Below are 18,525 nucleotides of genomic sequence, written 5' to 3' on the forward strand. Positions count from 1 at the left end.
GTTTTTTCTTATAGCCAACCGGATTTCTTGAAGCTCGCCCACAGGCTCACGCAGCCGACCGTGATAAAGCCCAGTACGCCGAAATAGCCGTAGTGCCAGCTCAGCTCCGGCATGTTCTGGAAGTTCATCCCGTAGATCCCCGCCACTGCCGTGGGGAACGCCAGAATCGCCGCCCACGCGGCGAATTTGCGCTGCACCACGCTCTGGCGTGACGCCTCCAGCAGCACGCCGATTTCGATGGTCTGGCTGGCAATGTCGGCCAGGGTGGTCAGGTCTTCCATCTGCCGCGTCACATGGATCTGCACATCACGGAAGTACGGGCGCATGTTCTTGTCGATGAAGGGGAAGCTCAGCTTCTGCAGCTCCTCGCCGATTTCCACCATCGGCGCCGCGTAACGGCGCAAACGCAAGACGTCTCGGCGCAGGCCATGGAGTTTCTGGATGTCGTGTTCATTGAGCGCACTGCACAGCACGTTGCGTTCCAGCTCATCAATCTCTGCATGGATCGCTTCGCCCACCGGCTGATAGTTTTCGATCACGAAATCCAGCAGCGCATACAGTACGAAATCTTCCCCGTGTTCCAGCAACAGCGGCCGCGCCTCACAGCGCTGGCGGACATGGGCGTAGGACGCCGAATGGCCATTGCGGGCAGTGATGATGTAGCCCTTGCCGGCGAAGATATGGGTTTCGATGAACTGCAGAATCCCGTGCTCGCGCACCGGCGAGTAGGTGACGATGAACAGCGCGTCGCCAAAGGTTTCCAGCTTTGGCCGGCTGTGTTTTTCCAGAGCGTCTTCGATGGCCAGTTCGTGCAGGTTGAACTGGCGTTGCAGGTTGGACAGTTCCTGGGCACTCGGCTCTTCGAGTCCGATCCAGACAAAGTGGCCGGTCTTGGCGGCCCAGGCCGCACCTTCGTCGAGGGAAATATTGGTGACTTTTTTACCAGCGCTGTAAACCGCAGCAGCAACAACTCGACCCATGGTGTTGATTCACTTCTTCTTGGCAGATGGCAGGGGAGACATGGCTTCAGCTTAGCCGTGTCGCTGCTTGAGAGTCAGTGAAATCTGCACAGTTCACCGGGCAAAAGAAAACCCGCACTGGGCGGGCTTCTTTATTCACGCGGCTTGCAGCTGCCGATCCATCGCATCGATACATTCGCGCATCTGCTCGCGGCATTGGGTAATGAGCATGGGCATGTCATCCATGGTCAGGCCAGCGGTAGGAATTGCCGGCAGCGAGCGTATGAGAACTTTCCCGCTGTGCCAGCGGTTCAGACGCATGTGCTTGATGTAGCTGCTGACACACACCGGAACGATCGGCACCCCGGCGGCGATGGCCATCTGGAACGCGCCTTTTTTGAATGGCAGCAGTTCTTCACCCAGGTTGCGGGTGCCTTCCGGGAAGACCCAGATCGAGGTGTCTTTGTGCTGCAAAGTGTCGGTGGTGGTCAGCATCGACTGGCGCGCCTTGTGCGCGTTCCCGCGATCGATCAACACATTGCCCGCCAGCCAGAACAGCTGCCCGAACAGTGGCACCCACTTCAGGCTCTTTTTGCCGATGCACACGGTACGGCGCGGCACCACGTTGCCGAACACGAACAGGTCATAGTTGGACTGATGGTTGGCGATGATCACGCAGCTGTCGGGCTTGTTCATCAACGGCCCGACATCGGCTTTCACTCGCAAACGCAAAATGCACATGGCCGGCAGTGCATAGAGACGGGCACACAGACGACTGTTGTCCGGATTGAATGGGCGGCACAGCCCGAGGATCACACCGAGGACTCCCGCCAGAATAAAGTGCAGGCCCATCAACAACATACGAAACACGAACAGCATTTTCAGGCCCATCGGGACAAAAGGTGGCGCAGTGTACGGATGTGCACTGTTTTCGGCAATTGCCGCTATAGAGTCCGGAGATGGGCAATGTTTAAGCGCATGTTTCCGACTTGTTGGTCAGAGGCGTCCTAGAGCTGCTGCAGAGTTTTTAACTGGGCGTGTAAGAAAAAGCCCGACACGACGGTCGGGCTTTTCAGAATCGGTATGAGCCGGGTGTCAGCCCAGATGCTCCTGATCCTGAATGATCGCGTTGTCCAGGGTTTCCAGCAGCGCCTTGCGCACTTTCAGCTTGGTGTTCTTATGCGCGGTCATGTTGATCTTCTTCAACTGACGCGCGGCGGCGAGGGCGGCACCTTGCAACTCTTCGGCCGCGACAACCTTGTCGAGGAAACCGGCATCCACTGCGCTTTGCGGATCAAACATCTCGCCATTGATCACCGAGCGATGGAAGGCCGAGCGACGCAGACGATCACGGGCCAGCTCGATACCGGCATGGTGCATGGTCATGCCGATCTGCACTTCATTCAGACCGATGCTGAACGGGCCGTCGACACCTATGCGGTAGTCGGCGGACAACAGAATGAATGCACCTTTGGCCACGGCGTGACCCGGGCAAGCGACGATCACCGGGAACGGATGCGACAGCAGACGACGGGCCAGAGTCGAACCGGCAGTCACCAGCGACACCGCCTCTTTAGGGCCGGCGGTCATTACTTTCAGGTCGTAGCCGCCAGAGAGAATGCCCGGCTGGCCGGTGATGATCACAACGGCACGATCCGCCACCGCCTGATCCAGCGCCGCGTTGAAGGCCGCGATCACGTCCGGGGAAATGGCGTTGACCTTGCCGTTGCTCAGGGTCAGGGTCGCGATACCGTCTTCGAGGTGGTAGGCAATCAGGTCGCTCATGGCGCAATTCCTTATAAGAAAGATGGGCAGACGTTACCCACCGTCGTCGGTCAGGTAAAGCACTGTGACTGACCCGCCAGTCACTGTTTACTGGCCGATGCGCTGCAACGCGCCCGGTGCCTGACGCCTGCGCGCCTATATAGAAGGGCCGCGTTTACCCGAGATTGGCCGGATCGCCATGGACTCTCGATGGCGGTCGCGGCTTTTTCGCTTAACCGCATGAAAATTCTGAAAAAAAGTTTGCCATCAGAAAAGCTTTCGACTACATTAGCGCGCCTCGACAGACAGAACATGTTTGAAGAGATACGGTGAAGTGTCCGAGTGGCTTAAGGAGCACGCCTGGAAAGTGTGTATACAGGAAACTGTATCGAGAGTTCGAATCTCTCCTTCACCGCCAAATTCGATGTAAACAAAACCCCTGGTTTCGAAAGAAGCCAGGGGTTTTGTGCATTCTGGTGCCCGGTTTTTTGGTCACAGAGATTGCTTCGGCTTCCCTTTGCCAGGGCATTACAATCGCGGTTTTATCCGGCATGTAAAAAAGGACGACCTCCATGATCATTTCCACCACCCACTCCATCGAAGGCCGGCAGATTACGGCGTATCTGGACATTGTCAGTGCCGAGTCGGTGCAGGGCGTGAATGTGATTCGCGATATGTTCGCCGGTATGCGGGACTTTTTCGGCGGGCGTTCGCAGACGCTGGAGCGGGCATTGAAGGAGGCACGTATCCAGGCGACTGACGAGATCAGGGAGCGTGCGCGGGCTTTGCAGGCGGATGCGGTGGTCGGGGTGGATTTCGAGATCAGCATGCCCGTAGGGAAGGGTGGCATGGTTGTGGTGTTTGCGACCGGTACGGCGGTCAAGTTGCGCTGAGGCTAGTGAGCCCATTCAACGGAATGGGCTCTGTGCTGATAATCAGCCCTGCGGTTTGAGCAGGATGGTGCCTTTCGAATCGTAGGTCAGCGGCGTGTCGTTCGCGACGAGAGGCGGCGTATCGCCGGGTTGAACTGGCTGAACCGGGTCTGGGTGGTAGATCACGCCAGGCTGCAACGGACTCGGTCCGGTTGGCTGCTTGATGACGATTTCACCCGAAGCGATCTTTTCCTTGAGTTTCTCCGCCCCGGCCTTGCCGGCGGCGATCTGTTCATCCGTGAGCTTTACAACAGGCAGTGTCGGTAATCCTTTGATTTCCATGTTCTCTCCTTGAGATTTATTGCGTAGGAAAAAGGGCAGCGGCCGGTCGCCGGGAATCTTTAGCCGCGTGAGACCAACGGTTCGTCATTGTGTTTAATTTCCGTGGGCCATTCGTCGGGCTCCGGGTGATCTGAACCACAAGTCCAGGAATGACCGGCTAGTCTCAAAAGCCTTGGAGGTCGATATTTTTTCAGGCAAAAGGGTTTGCCGGTGTCGGCCCGCATTTGAGAAGGGGAGCAAAGATGACTGATCCGTACATCGAAGACGACGGGGCTGAATTTTCATTCAACAATTGCGTGCGCTGCGGCCAGACGGAGTATCAGGCCGGATTTGGCGAGGATCCGGTGCAGACCGGCAAGATCAAGTCCACGGCACCCAAGGGCCCGAAGGCGAAGTTTCTGCCCAAGGTCACCACCCGCTCCAGAAAGTGAGTCCTGTCCCGCAGAGCCCCGTCATTGAACGGGGTTTTTTATGCCTGCCTGGTAAAGAAGCGTCCTACATTGATTGAAGCTTTTGTCCGGTTTTTTCACAAACTTTTCACACCCGCCTGAGTAGGGTGAAGCCATCCGTTAGAAAGCAAGTCTCCAGCCCGTCTCCCCAGCGGGCTTTTTTTTGTCCGTCATAAAACCTTTTCCGTATTCACTGTCCAATCGGCGCCAAGTGCGCTGCAACGCTGGACATTGCCGCGGCAACAGCATTCAATCTGCGCCCTTTTTTATTCCTTTTGTTGAGGTTTTCGTCATGCGTTTAACTCTGCCTGCTCTGGTTCTGGGGCTTCTGGTTGCTCAAGGTGCAATGGCTGGTGACGGTACCGCCGCACTGGGTGGCGGTCTCGGCGGCGCGCTGGGTAACGTGGTTGGCCAGAAAATGGGCGGCAGCACCGGCGCAGCGATTGGCGCTGGTGTAGCGGGTGCGGCCGGCAGTGCACTGGCTGCCAAGAAAGGTGCTCGTACCAAAGCAGCCATCGGCGGCGGCGTCGGCGCGGCGGGCGGTTCGGTGATCGGTAACAGCCTGGGCGGCAAGACTGGCGCCACCATCGGTGCTGGCCTGGGCGGCGCAGCCGGTGGCGCGGTGGGCAGCAACCTGTCCAAGGGTCACAAGCGTCACTGATTGCCAACGCATGACTGAAAAGGCCCGGTTTTATGCCGGGCTTTTTCGTTGCTGAACGTTTTTCCCGAAATCCCCTCCAATACCACATAGCCCCCTCCGCGGGCGTACCGTCCCGATCCGGGACCTGTGAGGTCTGTATGCGCTTGACATTATCCGCATTGGTTTTGGGATTACTGGTAGCCCAAGGCGCCATGGCCGCTGGTGATGGCACAGCCGCCGTGGGTGGCGGATTGGGTGGCGCGCTGGGCAACGTGGTCGGCGGCCAGCTCGGCGGCAGCACCGGTGCTGCGGTGGGCGCTGGTGTTGGTGGCGCGGCCGGTAGTGCCGTCGGCGCGAACAAACGCAATCGCACGGAAGCCGCCATTGGCGGTGGCCTCGGTGCCGCTGGCGGTTCAGTGATCGGCAACAGCCTCGGCGGCTCCACCGGTTCGACCATCGGCGCAGGGTTGGGCGGCGCAGCGGGTGGTGCGGTCGGCAACAACCTGGGTGACGATGGCGGCAAGTCGCACTCCGGCGGTGGTCATAAGCACAAGTACAAACACAAGAATCGTCATCGTTGAGTGATCGGTTCTACGGAAACCCGGCTTTATGCCGGGTTTTTTTGCGCCTGCGCGTCATGCGCTGGAACGATTAGCGGCCATACTTTTCGAACGTCGTATACGAATGCGATTGACGAGGTGCGCCATGACTCCCGAAACCGAAGGCAAGGAAGAAAAAGGCCCGAGTGGGTTGCCGTTTATCAATGATCCGGGGAATGAAGATCCGGGGTCGTTGATGGATGATGCGACGGTTCCGCTTATGGAGGGTGAGGAGGAGCTTGAGTATGAGGATTTTGATGATGATGAGTGATGGGGTGCTCGCATCAATTTTCCTGCAGCAATTTTCGTGTGTTGTTCGTTTAAATTTGGGTAATCGACTTGGCTACTCTGATCTGTAAAAAATAAAGTAATTGCGCATATCTCTTGATAAAAATTGCAATTATTACAAATAAAAAACTATCGCGATGGAAGTTAAAATATCAAGTTTTAATCATGTTTCATGGAATGGAGTGCTGGTCAGATAAACCGTAGGCTCGCGAAGGCATATAAAAGCTGTCGTGAAATGTATTGATGAGTCGTCAGAAGTGGCCGAAACTCTAAATCGTAAACCAGTATTTTTTATGGTTAATCTCAGGTTTTTGTTTGTAGGTAGATTGTGTAATGCCAAATCCTCTATCTCGCTGCATGTTATTCCTATGCGGCAAGCGTTAAATCCCATTTTTTCCCATTTTTTCGGAGGAGTGTCCGGGATTTCAGGTATATCGAAACCTAATGTGACGGTCGAGTAATTGTTGTCGATATTTAAGATGAAAAGTTTTATTTCTCCAATGGCTATTGGGGAGCTAAAAATCATGTTGAAAAAAGTGCTTTCTGCTATATCGTTCCAGTGTTTCATGGCTATTTCCTAAAAGGATAGTGCTCGTCAGTATTTTTGACTTTTCCAGTTCTTGGGTTGGCTGCGGGACGGATGTTAAAGTGTGGTCCTTGATCTCCAATTTTCCTAGCATCGCCGAATTTATGTCCAGCAGAGTGATCTTGCAATATTAGCTTGAAACCATCCTGTCGAGTGTACATGTACTGTCTAGTTCTAATGGGTATGCCGGAGTCGTTCAAGATGCTTTTGCCGTTTATATCGGTCATGTTGATGTAAATAAACTGACCTGGTTTGCCACTGACTTCGTCAAACTGTACGTCTGGCTGTTGACCTTTCGGAATCCCTGCATCAGCTTTTGCCTGTCTAAAAGCGCCGCGTCTGGAAACATCCGGAAGCTCAACCTCACCAAAATCTGAACAAGCAACTGATTTTCCATTTTTGGGCGGACAGTTGGACGTCAACCCCAACGGATCCACCCACCCCGTCGGATTCGGCACGTACTGGTACTGATTCAACCCACCCGCCAGCTTCACCGGATCCGGCGTCAGGTACCGGCCCACGTCCGGGTCGTAATACCGGTGCCGGTTGTAATGCAGCCCGCTTTCGTCATCGAAGTACTGCCCCTGAAACCGCAGCGGCTGGTTCAGGTAGTCCTCGGTCGCCAGTTCCAGCGAGGTGACCTTGCCGTAGGCGCTGTATTTGGCGGACCAGACGATGTCGCCGCTGTAGTCGGTCAACTCCTGCGGGGTGCCGAGGTGGTCGAGTTGGTAGTAGAACGGGCAGGCGCGTTTCGGGCCTTTGCCGTCGAGCAGCGCCAGCGGGCGGAAGGTGCCGGGTTCGTAGATGAAGCTGCGGTGCTGGGTCGGGCTGCTTTCGGCGATCAGATGGTCGCCTTGCCAGAAGAATTCGGTGCTCTGGCCGTCGACGGTCTTGCGGATGCGCCGGCCGAAGGCGTCGTATTGGTAGGTCGCGGTTTTGCCGTCGGGGCGGGTCAGGCCGATCAGGCGGTGCTGGCTGTCGTAGCGGTATTCGGTGACGAGGGTTTGCGCGCGGCCGCGGCGTTCGCGGATCAGATTGCCGAAGGCGTCGTAGTCGTAGTGCCGGTCGCCCTGCATTTGCAGGCGATTGCCTTTGATCTGCGTCGGGCCGGGGCGGTCCTGCAGCAGCAGGTTGCCGGCCGGGTCGTGGGCAAAGTTTTCCGGCACATCGTCGCGGGTGTGGCGCACGCGGATCAGCCGGTCGAGGGCGTCGTAGGTGTAGCTGCGCTGGCCGTGGCGGGTGTCGGCGATGTGTTCGAGGTTGCCGTTGGCGCTGTAGGCAAAGTCGCGGCGGTACAGCGCACTGCGCTGATGGCCTACGGCGTGGGCGCGTAAGCGGCCCTGTTCGTCGTAGGCATATTCGCTGAGCAGCAGGCCTTGCTGGCGTTGCTGTTCACGACCGTTCTGGTAGACATGGCGGGTCAGCAAGGCGCCATTGAGGTCGATCGCGGTCAGCGCACCGCCCTTGGCATAGTGATAATCGAGCTTGCTGTTGTCCGGCAGACGCATGCGAGTCAGTTGGCCGCAGGCGTCGTAGGTGTAACGCAAGGTGCCCCAGCCCTGATGCTCGCGCACCAGCCGGTCCTGCAGGTCGTATTCGAAAGCCAGCGGGTGATCCTGGCCGTCATCCACGCCGACCAAACGGCCTAAACGGTCATAGCGGTAGCTGACCTCGACCCCGTCCGGCAGGGTCTTGAGCAGCAATCGCCCGGCGCTGTCGCGCTGGTAAGTGGTGACCAGCGTCGAGCCGTCGTCGCCATACTCGGTCTTTTCCAGCAGATGACCGTTGCGGTCGTAGACATACGCCGTACGCCGGCCATCGAAGCCGGTTTCCTGTCGGATCAGTCCGGTGGGCGTGTAGTCCAGCCGATACTTTTCGCCCGACTCATTCTCGATTTCCGTCAGCAGCAGCTGCGCATGGTCGTAGCGGTACCGGAGTTGCGTGCCGTCGGGGTTGATCCGCCGGCTGACCAAATGCAGGTCATCGTCATATTCGTAGCGGGTGATGCGCCCCAGTTCATCGCGTTCGGCGGTGATCTGGCCGTAGGCGCTGTAGGACCAGGCGCGGGTGGCGCCATTCGGCGAGGTGGTCTGGATCAGCCGGCCAACGGCATCCCATGCATGACGGGTGACCGCGCCATGCTCGTCCTGCGCCGTAATCCGCCGCCCTAGCGCATCGTAGGAAAACTTGCGAACCCCACCGTCCGGCAGACTTTCTTCGACCAGTTGGCCCAGGTCGTTCCACACGAACACATGCCGACCCGAATCCGGATAACGGACCGACAGCAACCGCCCCTGCGCGTCGTAGTGGTAATGGGTGACGTGGCCGTCCGGGTCGACCGCTTCGGTGATATCACCCTGGGCATTGCGCCGGTACGTCCACACGGCATCGCCACGTGAACGACTGTGCAGGAAACCGTTGCGGTACTCGTAGGACGTCGGCGCATCGTCCGGCGGAATCAGCGCGATCAGCCGTCCGGCATCGTCGTAGCGGTATTCGGTGACCGCCCCCAGCGCATCCTGCTCGGCGACCAATCGGCCCTGCGCGTCGTAGGCCTTGAGCTGTTCGCCACCATCGGCGGCAACCTGACGCACCAACCGCGCCGTATCGTCGTGGACGTAGGTTTCTTCAGTGCCGTCGACGTACTGCACCGTGACACGGCCGGCGTCATCCCAGACGTAACGCGTATCCATCTGCGAAAACGACGCCCAGTGCCGCACGCAACGCGCTGCCTTGCCGGCACGCTCCCACTCCCAGAAGAAGCTCGCGCCGCCGGCCAGCTGCCGTTGCAGGATGACGTGCTGGTCGTCGTAGTCGTAACGCTCAGTCTCGCCGACCGCGTTGGACGCCTCGATCAATCGATGGCGGGCATCAAAGCGGTAGCTGGCCAGCGTCTGCTCGGTACGCCAGGCAGACTCCCGAAAAACCTGATAATCGACCGCGACCAGATGCGCCCGCTCATAACGCAGCAACAAAGAACGGCCAGCCCCGTTGTCCAGGCGCTGAATCCGGTCGGAAAGATCCCGATGCACGGTCAGACGATTGCCATAGGCATCGCTGACAGCCGTCAGACGCCCAACCCGAAAGTGATAAAACCGCGTAGCGTCCCCCGCCAGCGCAACAATCAACTCCTCCGGCTCATCCCCCAAAAAGATCGCCGCCCGCGACAAGCTGTTGTGGATTTCCGGCCGCTCGACACTCGGCAACGGAAACCGCGTCCGCCGGTTCTCATGGTCGACCCAGACCACCGAAGCGCCATCAATCTCCAGCCGATGCGCCAGCGAATGACTCCAGCCAAACCCCAACCCAACATCGATCTCGGCCGCACTGCTGCGGTACAACCGGCTGAACTCAAATGGAAGCAGCCCATCGAGCACACCATCGGTCAGCGTTAGCAGCTCTTCACCGGTGACCATCGAAACCGGACAGCCATTGGTGCAGGTCCTCGGTGCACAATCGGCACTGTCACCGTTGGGATTTTTTGCCTGATCCGAAGCATCATCCCGAGGCTCGTGCCGTTCCATTCGTGTCATGCCGTGGGACTTGTCGCGGGCAATGGCCGCCGGATTGGGCACCTTCAGCACCAGCGCATCCCCCGTGCGAACCTCCAGCGGAATAGCCGGTGTCGGCCGCAACGGTGCCGGGCCTGCATTGACCATCAGCGGTTTCAACGCGCTCGCATGCCGGGTCAGATCAGGCGCGGAGGTCAGCTCCGCCAGCCGCAGCGCCGAAGCCGCCAGCCATTCCCGCGCACGCGGCGACTTGATCTTGCCCAGTACCTGGGTGCTCAACCGCAGCGGCACACCCATGCCACCCGACACACACATCAGCAGAAAACTGACCAGCAGCTCAGCCCGAACTTCAGCCAGCACCTCGGCCAGATACTGCGGCGGCAGCATCTTCAGCCAGCAGGTAAAGGCCGCCAGATAAATGAACAGCAACGGCTCGTCGCTGAGCATCAGCAAGCCATTGGCGATGGCTTCGGTGGATGCCTGGAGCAAAGCATCCAGTTCAGCGCTGGACAGGTATTGCAGAAGCTTTTCGCTGTTGGCCTGCAAATCTGCAAGCAGGGCAAACAGCTGTTTCACGTCATCCCAGACGCCATTCAGCGCAGATTCGAAACCGTGCCAGTCAGCCTGTTGCAGCTGCCCGTAACGCTCGGTGAAACCGGCGCTGGAAAACGCCGTCCACTGCGGTTGAAACCCTTTCCATTCCTCACGCAGCCAGCCTTCCAGGCCATCAACAAGGCCCTGATACGAGGCGTACAACGTCTGGATATGCGCGGTGGAAACATCGGGAAAGAAGGTGATGCGATAACGCTGGCCCCGGTCGCAGTCGCTGACCTCGAGAATGCCGGTGGGGCCGATGGTGTGATGCAGCGGTTCGCCGAACCCCAAAATGCCGTCGACATCGGAAATCACCGGTTCAAGGATCACCGGCGTGTTGCCGATCGGCACAAACCGTGCGGCTTCGAACATGTGCACCAGCGTCAGGGGGCCGGTGGCGGGGCACATGACCACGGAGGAACTGATGGGGCTGCGGCTGCCAACCGGTGCACTGAGCCGGACATCGTTGCCGACCTTGAACACCTGCTCGACACCCAGCGCGGTGCCTGTCCAGAACTGTTCGGCCCAGGCTTCATAGTTATTGAGACAAAGGCGAAACTCCTGAAACAGCTTTTCGACGTCAGGCTGATCAGGGTTCAGCGCAGCAACCACCAGCAAACCGATGCTGTTGTTCAGTTTCAGGAGTGGATCAGGTGGAAGCATTGGCAGTCACTCGCGCGCATCGGGGGAATGGCGCGAAACTTTGCGGGGGATCGAACAGGAAAGAAGTCAGCCGAGTAGGCGATGTCTGTAGGGCGATTCTCTAAATGTGCGGGAGGGCGTTCGGCGGACAACCGACATTGCCCGTTGCTCAACCTCGGCTGCGCTCGTTATGCTGCTGAACCCTTTAATCAGATCCGAGCAGCGGCGATATCCACGTCGCTCGGGATGTCTTTGATAACGGATCCGATGATGAATGCACCGCTGAAGGCGTTTGGCCCGATCAAGGCCGTGATTTTCGACATGGACGGTTTGCTGCTGGACACCGAGGGCATCTACACCGAGGTCACCTCGCTGATTGCCGAGCGTTACGGGCGCACCTTCGATTGGAGCATCAAGCAGAACATCATCGGCCGTGGCGCCGGCGATCTGGCGCGCTACGTGGTTGAGGCGCTGGACCTGCCGATCACCGCCGAAGAATTTCTGGTTATCCGCGAGCCGCTGATGCGCGAGCGTTTTCCCACCGCGCAGGCGATGCCGGGTGCCGAGGAACTGATCCGTCACCTCAAGGCGCACAACATTCCGATTGCGGTCGGTACCAGCTCATCGCGTCAGTCGTTCGGTCAGAAAACCACCTTGCACCGCGACTGGTTCGCGCTGTTCGACTTCATCGTCACCGCTGACGACCCGGAAGTCGGCGCGGCCAAACCGGCGCCGGACATCTTCCTCACCGCTGCGCGCCGCCTGGGTGTGGCGCCGGAAGATTGCCTGGTGTTCGAAGATTCGCCATTCGGCGTGACAGCCGCGAAAGCGGCCGGCATGACCGCCATCGCCATTCCGGATGCCGCCATGGCCGATGAAAAATACGCACACGCCGACGGGATTCTTCGTACGTTGAAAGCGTTCACGCCGAGTGCATGCGGATTGCCAGCGCTCGACTGGGCCTGATCAAACCGCCGACATAAAAACGCCGCCCCTCTGTCAAAGGAGGGGCGGCGTTTTTCGTTATCGACTATCTGATCAATCAGGCGCCGAAACCACCGTCGATGGTCAGGCTCGCACCAGTGATGTAACCGGCCTCCGGGCTTGCAAGGTAAGCCACGAAGCTGGCGATTTCCTCGGCTTTACCGTAACGACCCACCGCCATCAGCGGGATCAGGCTGTCGGCAAACTCGCCGTGAGCCGGGTTCATGTCGGTATCGACCGGGCCGGGTTGCACGTTGTTGATGGTGATGCCCCGTGGGCCGAGGTCGCGGGCCAGGCCTTTGGTCAGGCCGACCAGTGCGGATTTGCTCATCGCATACACGCCACCACCGGCGAAGGGCATGCGGTCGGCGTTGGTGCTGCCGATGTTGATGATGCGCGAGCCTTCGCCCATGTGTCTGGCGGCTTCCTGGCTGGCGATGAACACGCTGCGCACGTTGATTGCCAGGGTCTGGTCGAAGTCTTCCAGTTTGAAGTCTTCCAGCGGCGCGACGGCCAGCACACCGGCGTTGTTGACCAGGATGTCGAGGCGGCCAAAGGTTTCGACAGTGGCGTTCACCGCGTTGCGGATGGCACCTGCGTCGGCGCTGTCAGCCTTGATCGCCAGGGCTTTGCCGCCGGTGGCGGTGATGCTGTTTTGCAGTTCTTCAGCCTTGGCGGCCGAGCTGACGTAAGTAAAGGCAACCGCGGCGCCTTCAGCGGCCAGGCGTTTGACGATGGCGGCACCGATGCCGCGAGAGCCGCCTTGAATCAGAGCGACTTTACCGCTGAGGTGTTGAGTGGTCATGTTCGATCTCCAGGAGTTTCAAGGCAGGCTGCCTTGGTGTGGTGTCGAGTATCTGCCCCTCGCCAATAGGCGGGTAGACCGTGGTTGCTATAGTCTGTGTAAACCAAAAGTTTAGAGTGGCGGCCATGGAAACCTTCAGCAGTATCGAATGCTTCGTGCGCAGCGCCGAAGTCGGCAGCTTTGCCGAGGCCGCGCGCCGTCTGAGCCTGACACCGGCCGCCGTGGGCAAAAGCGTGGCGAAACTGGAAGCGCGCCTCGGTGTGAGGCTGTTCCAGCGTAGCACCCGTCGGTTGACCCTGACGGAAGCGGGGCAATTGTTTCTGAGTGAGGTCAGCGGCAGCCTGACCACCATCCAGAACGCCGTGAACAATCTGGCCAGCGCCGGCGGCCAACCGGCGGGCACGCTGAAAGTCAGCATGGGCACGGTGTTCGGCCGTTTGTACATCGTGCCGTTGCTGGGGGAATTCCTGAAAAGATTTCCGGCGATCAACCCGGACTGGCACTTCGATAACCGCCAGGTCGATCTGATCGGCCAGGGTTTCGATGCAGCGATTGGCGGTGGCTTCGAACTGCCCCAAGGCGTGGTGGCGCGCAGGCTGACACCAGCGCATCGGGTGTTGGTGGCTTCCAAGGATTATCTGGATCGGTACGCACCGATCAGCGAACCGGACGACCTCACACTGCACGACGGCATCCTGATCCGCTCACCGCAGACTGGTCGCGTGCGCTCCTGGCAATTGACGCATCGCACCCGACAACACAGCCCGCTGACCCTCAAGGCGCGAATGACCATGAGCGATTCCGAAGCCGCCTGCGCCACGGCGGCGCAGGGGTTGGGGATTGCGTTGGTGAGCATGCCGTTCGCCGTCGGCTATCTTGAGGCGGGGACGTTGCAGCGGGTCCTGCCGGACTGGTACGTCGACGACGGCAACATCTCCATTTATTACGCCGAACACAAACTGTTGCCGGGCAAGACCCGGGCCTTCGTCGATTTTGTCATCGAGCAGTTTTCAACCCAGGGCCTCGCCGAACGGTTCAACGCGCAAAACGTGCTGGCCAGCCGATGATGGTTTTTGGCCGTGGCGTCGCATAGGTGCGTACCTTGGAGGTCGACAAGCCCAGCCGCACCAGCGATTCGGCGATGGTCACGGCCGCTGTGACGCCATCCACCACCGGCACCCCGGTGCGCTGACGGATCTTCTCATCGAGCCCGGCCATGCCGCCGCAACCCAGGCAGATCACTTCGGCTTTATCCTGAGTCACCGCCAGTTCCGCCTGATGGACGATCGCTTCCAGCGCCCGTTGCGGCTCGTGTTCCAGCTCCAGCACCGCCAGGCCACTGGCACGCACCGAGGCGCAGCGATCCCACAGGCCGGACAGTTTCAGCCGATCCTCAATCAGCGGCACGGTGCGATCCAGCGTGGTCACCACCGAGTAGGCGTGGCCAAGGTACATCGCGGTGCTGGCCGCCGCGTCGGTAATGTCCACCACCGGCACGTTGAGCAACTCCTGCAAACCTTCGCGACCGTGCTCGCCGTAGCCGGCCTGGATCACCGCGTCGAACGGCTGGTCGTAGGACATCACCCGGTCCATCACGGCGATGGCCGCCAGATAACTTTCGAAATTGCCCTCGACTGAATCGGCGCCGAAGTATGGCGTCAGGCCGACAATCTCGGTGCCGGGGGAAGCGACAGCCTGCGCCGAGCGGGCGATGGCCTGGGTGATGGATTCGGTGGTGTTGACGTTGACCACGAGAATGCGCATGGGAAGTCCTTATTACGGTTGGTTCTGCGGCCCCGCGAAGGGCCGCCAAAAGATTCAGTGGCTGACGTTGTCGACGGCGATGGCTTCACCGTCGACGTCGGCGTAGTGCGGCTGGCGTTTGGCGATGATCAGGTAGAGCATCCCGGCAATGCCGGCGCCGATCAGCCAGGAGAAGGGCGAAACGCTGTGGAAGCCCGGCACCAGCGCCAGGACGATCGCGATCAAGGCGGCCGGAATAAACGCTGCGACCGCCCGCAGATTGACCCCGCGACTGTAGTAATACGCACCGTTCGGGTGTTCGCTGTACAGCTGCGGCACGTGGATCCGGCCTTTGCGGATCAACCAGTAGTCGACCATGATCACGCCGTACAGCGGGCCGAGCAGGGCGCCGAGGCCGGACAGGAAATACACGATCACCAGCGGGCTGTTGTAGAGGTTCCACGGCAGGATCAGCACAGCAATCGTTGCGCTGATCAGCCCGGCGCGGCGGAAGGTCAGGTATTTCGGCGCCAGGTTGCTGAGCACGAAGGCCGGGGCGACGAAATTGGCCATGATGTTCACCGCCACGGTGACGATCAGGAACGCCAGGCAGCCGAGCACCAGAAAGAACGTGTTGGGGATCGACGCAATGATTTCGGTCGGGCTTTCGATGATCCGCCCGTTGATCTGAAATTGCGCACCGCACAGCAAGACGGTGATCCCGGCGAACACCAGAATATTCACCGGCAGGCCCCAGAAATTTCCGATCTTGATCGTTTTGCGGCACGGCGAAGAGCGGGCGAAGTCGCAGAAGTTGAGGATCAGCGTCCCATAGATCGCCAGCCACAAGGCGCCGCCGGCAAAGATGTTGCGCCACATCTCACCGCCGGTCAGGGGTTCGCGGATCGACCAGGCAATGGTCGCGTTGGCCTGGGTGTACATCCACGCGGCGAGGCAGGCGACGGTCAGCAGAATCACCGGCCCGGCGAAGGCTTCGTAGCGGCGGACCATTTCCATGCCGTAGGCCAGAATCGCCAGTTGCACGAACCAGATCGCCACGAAACACACCCAGCCCAGGCTCGACAGGCCGAGGATCGAGTTGTGATCGTAGTCGGCGAAACCGGGATGGATCGCCGTGAGCAACACGCGAAACACCACCGACGCCAGGTACGTCTGAATCCCGAACCAGGCGATGGCGATCACCGCCCGGATCAATGCTGGAATCTGTGCCCCGTGAATGCCGAAACTGATCCGGCTGATCACTGGAAACGGCACGCCGGTTTTCTGCCCCATATAGCCGGACAGGTTCATGAAGAAATACACCAGCGCCGCGCCGATCCCCAGCGACAGCAGAATCTGCCAGCCGCCCAGGCCCAGGGCGTACAGACCGATGGCAAACGAGTAATTGGCGATGTTGTGCACATCGTTGGTCCACAGGGCAAAGATGCTGTATTTGCCCCAACGCCGTCCTTCGACCTTGGTCGGTGCGAGGTCACTGTTGTGCAGACGCGGGCTCAATTGCAGCGGTTCGGCGATGCCATCACCGGCCACGCTGTGGTCGAGGGTTGAAGAGGCGGGCAGATTCAGCGCGATGTTGTTATTGGAGAGACTCGTACGCATTCCGGCAGGCTCCTGATGTCCGGGTCGCGATGACTGTGCATGAGCGCTCGGGCTCGGCAGATCTTCGTCGCGGCGGTGAAACATCACTGGTTTCGGGGCATCTGCAGCCTGTACGGGATAGGGCGCTTCAGGCTTGCGGATCGAAAGTGTGGGTTCATGTTTTGCGGTTTTGTATACAAAACATGTATGCACTAAAGCCAGATCTGTGCCAGCCCGCGATCTATGAAAATCACCGCTGATTTCGAAAAGTTATTGAAGAACACCAAGTCGTTGAAATACCGGCGATATAAGTTGACCGTTCGAACAGGTATTTATTTTTCGGGAGGGATTTTGGCGGGCGCCGGGAGGGAGTGTTTTTGGAGCCTGATGTAACTTTTCAGGGCGCAGAAACGAAAAGTGCACACATAAATGGCACCGATGGTGACATTCGTGTGTACACATTTTTCAAGACGGGCGGTGAACACTGTGGGAGCTGAATTGCTCCCACGGGGCAACAGCGATGCTTATGCCTTACTGATGATGTTCCCGGCATGCAACCCGCATTCTTTCTGGGTCGCTTCTTCCCACCACCAACGGCCTTCACGTTCGTGCTGGTTCGGCAGGACAGGACGAGTGCACGGTTCGCAGCCGATGCTGATGAAACCGCGCTCATGCAGGCTGTTGTACGGCAGCTCCAGCATGCGGATGTAGCCCCAGATTTCTTCGCTGGTCATCTGCGCCAGTGGGTTGAACTTGTACAGGGTGCGCTCCGGGGTGGAGAACGCTGTATCGATTTCCATCACCGCCACGGCGCTGCGGGTGCCAGGGCTTTGATCGCGGCGCTGGCCGGTGGCCCAGGCCTTCACGTCGGAGAGTTTGCGGCGCAGCGGCTCGATCTTGCGGATCCCGCAGCATTCGCCATGGCCGTCCTTGTAGAAACTGAACAGGCCTTTTTCCTTCACGAACGGTTCAAGTTTCGTGTAGTCCGGTGAGACCAGTTCGATGTCGATCTTGTAGTGCTCGCGCACCTGATCGATGAAACGGTAGGTTTCCGGATGCAGGCGACCGGTGTCGAGACTGAACACCTTGACGTTCTTGTTCAGCTTCCAGGCCATGTCCACCAGCACCACATCCTCGGCGCCGCTGAAAGATATCCACAGGTCATCGCCGAACTCGGCGAACGCGAGTTTGAGGATGTCCTGCGCGGATTTGTTGGCATAGGTCGTGGCGAGTTCCACGACGTCGAACGTTGGGCTCATCAGGGCGGCTTCCTACAGGTCGGTGGCGCTGGGCGCTCTATATGGCGGCGATGGTAACAAAAAGCAACGCGCGCCGGGGCAGCCTCTGCGTTGCGCGCTCCAGGTCGAGCCGCTAGAGTTCGGGCTCGCTCGGCTCAATAAACATTACAAATGGAGTGTCCTGTGGAAATTGCCTGTCTTGATCTTGAAGGGGTGCTGGTACCGGAAATCTGGATCGCCTTCGCCGAAAAAACCGGAATCGAATCGCTCAAGGCCACCACCCGGGACATTCCCGACTACGACGTGCTGATGAAACAGCGCCTGCGCATCCTTGATGAGCATGGCCTGAAACTTTCGGACATTCAGGAAGTGATCGCCACGCTCAAGCCGCTGGACGGCGCGGTGGAGTTCGTCAACTGGCTGCGCGAGCGGTTTCAGGTGGTGATTCTGTCGGACACGTTCTACGAGTTTTCCCAGCCGCTGATGCGTCAGCTGGGCTTTCCGACCTTGCTCTGCCACCGACTGATTACCGATGACAGCGGTCGGGTGACCAGCTATCAGTTGCGTCAGAAAGATCCGAAACGTCAGTCGGTCCTGGCCTTCAAGAGCCTGTATTACCGGGTGATTGCGGCGGGGGATTCCTACAACGACACCAGCATGCTCGGCGAAGCGGATGCGGGGATTCTGTTCCATGCGCCGGACAACGTGATTCGCGAGTTTCCGCAGTTTCCGGCGGTGCATACGTTTGCCGAGTTGAAGCAGGAGTTTCTCAAAGCTTCGAACCGCGACTTATCCCTTTAGCCACCTGATGATCGTTCCCACGCTCTGCGTGGGAATGCCTCAATGGACGCTCTGCGTCCGCTTTGGGACGCAGAGCGTCCCGGGCTGCATTCCCACGCAGAGCGTGGG

General features: G+C 59.1%; 18 protein-coding genes and 1 tRNA gene. 9 read left to right on the plus strand and 10 right to left on the minus strand.

The features are described 5' to 3' along the window. Positions 1-8: 8 nt before the first annotated feature. From ACEN93_RS25900 to ACEN93_RS25910, 3 genes are all read right to left on the minus strand, one after another. On the minus strand, positions 9-980 hold the full coding sequence (locus ACEN93_RS25900) for a magnesium and cobalt transport protein CorA (RefSeq protein ID WP_285412396.1): 972 nt from the start codon (positions 978-980) through the stop codon (positions 9-11). A gap of 135 nt (positions 981-1,115) precedes the next feature. Next, the gene (locus ACEN93_RS25905) at positions 1,116-1,838 is read right to left on the minus strand and encodes a 1-acylglycerol-3-phosphate O-acyltransferase (protein ID WP_074687887.1); all 723 of its coding nucleotides are present in this window, start codon (positions 1,836-1,838) and stop codon (positions 1,116-1,118) included. A 216-nt stretch (positions 1,839-2,054) separates the two neighbouring features. After that, positions 2,055-2,744: a crotonase/enoyl-CoA hydratase family protein gene (locus ACEN93_RS25910; protein WP_039769947.1), complete on the minus strand. Its 690-nt coding sequence runs from the start codon at positions 2,742-2,744 to the stop codon at positions 2,055-2,057. 307 nt (positions 2,745-3,051) lie between these two features. On the opposite strand from ACEN93_RS25910, the gene ACEN93_RS25915 reads away from it, so the two are divergent. Both ACEN93_RS25915 and ACEN93_RS25920 read left to right on the plus strand, forming a co-directional pair. Further along, positions 3,052-3,141 (plus strand) — tRNA-Ser (locus tag ACEN93_RS25915). 154 nt (positions 3,142-3,295) lie between these two features. Continuing rightward, positions 3,296-3,616: a YbjQ family protein gene (locus tag ACEN93_RS25920; RefSeq protein WP_490843999.1), complete on the plus strand. Its 321-nt coding sequence runs from the start codon at positions 3,296-3,298 to the stop codon at positions 3,614-3,616. A gap of 42 nt (positions 3,617-3,658) precedes the next feature. Here ACEN93_RS25920 and ACEN93_RS25925 read toward each other — a convergent pair whose 3' ends face one another. Further along, positions 3,659-3,937, minus strand: a complete 279-nt coding sequence (locus ACEN93_RS25925) for a hypothetical protein (RefSeq protein ID WP_039769951.1) — start codon at positions 3,935-3,937, stop codon at positions 3,659-3,661. A gap of 242 nt (positions 3,938-4,179) precedes the next feature. On the opposite strand from ACEN93_RS25925, the gene ACEN93_RS25930 reads away from it, so the two are divergent. The 4 genes from ACEN93_RS25930 to ACEN93_RS25945 all read left to right on the plus strand — a co-directional run bounded on the left by ACEN93_RS25930 (position 4,180) and on the right by ACEN93_RS25945 (position 5,896). Next, entirely contained in the window at positions 4,180-4,368 is a 189-nt protein-coding gene (locus ACEN93_RS25930; RefSeq protein ID WP_039769953.1) for a hypothetical protein, read from the plus strand. 310 nt (positions 4,369-4,678) lie between these two features. Then, positions 4,679-5,047, plus strand: a complete 369-nt coding sequence (locus ACEN93_RS25935) for a glycine zipper domain-containing protein (RefSeq protein WP_039769955.1) — start codon at positions 4,679-4,681, stop codon at positions 5,045-5,047. A gap of 137 nt (positions 5,048-5,184) precedes the next feature. Continuing rightward, positions 5,185-5,607 (plus strand): glycine zipper domain-containing protein, encoded by a 423-nt coding sequence (locus ACEN93_RS25940; RefSeq protein ID WP_039769957.1) that lies wholly within the window; start codon positions 5,185-5,187, stop codon positions 5,605-5,607. A 124-nt stretch (positions 5,608-5,731) separates the two neighbouring features. Further along, entirely contained in the window at positions 5,732-5,896 is a 165-nt protein-coding gene (locus ACEN93_RS25945; RefSeq protein WP_169429543.1) for a hypothetical protein, read from the plus strand. Positions 5,897-6,076: 180 nt separating this feature from the next. Here ACEN93_RS25945 and ACEN93_RS25950 read toward each other — a convergent pair whose 3' ends face one another. Then, positions 6,077-6,481 (minus strand): Imm50 family immunity protein, encoded by a 405-nt coding sequence (locus ACEN93_RS25950; protein ID WP_074687611.1) that lies wholly within the window; start codon positions 6,479-6,481, stop codon positions 6,077-6,079. 2 nt (positions 6,482-6,483) lie between these two features. Beyond that, positions 6,484-11,268 (minus strand): RHS repeat-associated core domain-containing protein, encoded by a 4,785-nt coding sequence (locus tag ACEN93_RS25955; protein WP_495610670.1) that lies wholly within the window; start codon positions 11,266-11,268, stop codon positions 6,484-6,486. A 249-nt stretch (positions 11,269-11,517) separates the two neighbouring features. Between ACEN93_RS25955 and ACEN93_RS25960 the strand changes: the two genes are divergently transcribed. Next, positions 11,518-12,213 (plus strand): HAD-IA family hydrolase, encoded by a 696-nt coding sequence (locus ACEN93_RS25960; RefSeq protein ID WP_007960113.1) that lies wholly within the window; start codon positions 11,518-11,520, stop codon positions 12,211-12,213. 76 nt (positions 12,214-12,289) lie between these two features. Here the strand turns inward: ACEN93_RS25960 and ACEN93_RS25965 are convergent, their stop codons facing one another. After that, positions 12,290-13,036 carry a 3-oxoacyl-ACP reductase family protein gene (locus ACEN93_RS25965; protein ID WP_039769965.1) on the minus strand — a complete coding sequence of 249 codons (747 nt, stop codon included), beginning with the start codon at positions 13,034-13,036 and terminating at the stop codon, positions 12,290-12,292. 125 nt (positions 13,037-13,161) lie between these two features. On the opposite strand from ACEN93_RS25965, the gene ACEN93_RS25970 reads away from it, so the two are divergent. After that, positions 13,162-14,103: a LysR family transcriptional regulator gene (locus ACEN93_RS25970; protein ID WP_103386418.1), complete on the plus strand. Its 942-nt coding sequence runs from the start codon at positions 13,162-13,164 to the stop codon at positions 14,101-14,103. Here the strand turns inward: ACEN93_RS25970 and ACEN93_RS25975 are convergent. From ACEN93_RS25975 to ACEN93_RS25985, 3 genes are all read right to left on the minus strand, one after another. Continuing rightward, positions 14,072-14,800 carry an aspartate/glutamate racemase family protein gene (locus tag ACEN93_RS25975; RefSeq protein WP_039769968.1) on the minus strand — a complete coding sequence of 243 codons (729 nt, stop codon included), beginning with the start codon at positions 14,798-14,800 and terminating at the stop codon, positions 14,072-14,074. The two genes, ACEN93_RS25970 and ACEN93_RS25975, sit on opposite strands and share 32 nt — an antisense overlap. A gap of 54 nt (positions 14,801-14,854) precedes the next feature. Next, positions 14,855-16,399 (minus strand): NCS1 family nucleobase:cation symporter-1, encoded by a 1,545-nt coding sequence (locus tag ACEN93_RS25980; RefSeq protein WP_039769970.1) that lies wholly within the window; start codon positions 16,397-16,399, stop codon positions 14,855-14,857. 503 nt (positions 16,400-16,902) lie between these two features. Further along, entirely contained in the window at positions 16,903-17,637 is a 735-nt protein-coding gene (locus ACEN93_RS25985; RefSeq protein WP_039769972.1) for a phosphoadenylyl-sulfate reductase, read from the minus strand. 162 nt (positions 17,638-17,799) lie between these two features. Here ACEN93_RS25985 and thrH point away from each other — a divergent pair, with 162 nt between their 5' ends. Next, complete coding sequence (gene thrH / locus ACEN93_RS25990; RefSeq protein WP_011333236.1) at positions 17,800-18,417, plus strand: bifunctional phosphoserine phosphatase/homoserine phosphotransferase ThrH; 618 nt, start codon at positions 17,800-17,802, stop codon at positions 18,415-18,417. Positions 18,418-18,525 lie beyond the last annotated feature (108 nt).

This window comes from Pseudomonas sp. Pseusp21 (genome assembly GCF_059492145.1).

Bases quoted from the DNA above. Each gene is read 5' to 3' on its own strand.
- ACEN93_RS25900 (WP_285412396.1), bottom strand. From the start codon at position 980: ATGGGTCGAGTTGTTGCTGCTGCGGTTTACAGCGCTGGTAAAAAAGTC.
- ACEN93_RS25955 (WP_495610670.1), bottom strand. From the start codon at position 11,268: ATGCTTCCACCTGATCCACTCCTGAAACTGAACAACAGCATCGGTTTG.
- ACEN93_RS25985 (WP_039769972.1), bottom strand. From the start codon at position 17,637: ATGAGCCCAACGTTCGACGTCGTGGAACTCGCCACGACCTATGCCAAC.
- ACEN93_RS25920 (WP_490843999.1), top strand. From the start codon at position 3,296: ATGATCATTTCCACCACCCACTCCATCGAAGGCCGGCAGATTACGGCG.
- ACEN93_RS25975 (WP_039769968.1), bottom strand. From the start codon at position 14,800: ATGCGCATTCTCGTGGTCAACGTCAACACCACCGAATCCATCACCCAG.
- ACEN93_RS25945 (WP_169429543.1), top strand. From the start codon at position 5,732: ATGACTCCCGAAACCGAAGGCAAGGAAGAAAAAGGCCCGAGTGGGTTG.
- ACEN93_RS25935 (WP_039769955.1), top strand. From the start codon at position 4,679: ATGCGTTTAACTCTGCCTGCTCTGGTTCTGGGGCTTCTGGTTGCTCAA.
- ACEN93_RS25960 (WP_007960113.1), top strand. From the start codon at position 11,518: ATGAATGCACCGCTGAAGGCGTTTGGCCCGATCAAGGCCGTGATTTTC.
- ACEN93_RS25910 (WP_039769947.1), bottom strand. From the start codon at position 2,744: ATGAGCGACCTGATTGCCTACCACCTCGAAGACGGTATCGCGACCCTG.
- ACEN93_RS25965 (WP_039769965.1), bottom strand. From the start codon at position 13,036: ATGACCACTCAACACCTCAGCGGTAAAGTCGCTCTGATTCAAGGCGGC.
- ACEN93_RS25905 (WP_074687887.1), bottom strand. From the start codon at position 1,838: ATGCTGTTCGTGTTTCGTATGTTGTTGATGGGCCTGCACTTTATTCTG.
- ACEN93_RS25930 (WP_039769953.1), top strand. From the start codon at position 4,180: ATGACTGATCCGTACATCGAAGACGACGGGGCTGAATTTTCATTCAAC.
- ACEN93_RS25940 (WP_039769957.1), top strand. From the start codon at position 5,185: ATGCGCTTGACATTATCCGCATTGGTTTTGGGATTACTGGTAGCCCAA.
- ACEN93_RS25950 (WP_074687611.1), bottom strand. From the start codon at position 6,481: ATGAAACACTGGAACGATATAGCAGAAAGCACTTTTTTCAACATGATT.
- ACEN93_RS25925 (WP_039769951.1), bottom strand. From the start codon at position 3,937: ATGGAAATCAAAGGATTACCGACACTGCCTGTTGTAAAGCTCACGGAT.
- ACEN93_RS25970 (WP_103386418.1), top strand. From the start codon at position 13,162: ATGGAAACCTTCAGCAGTATCGAATGCTTCGTGCGCAGCGCCGAAGTC.
- ACEN93_RS25980 (WP_039769970.1), bottom strand. From the start codon at position 16,399: ATGCGTACGAGTCTCTCCAATAACAACATCGCGCTGAATCTGCCCGCC.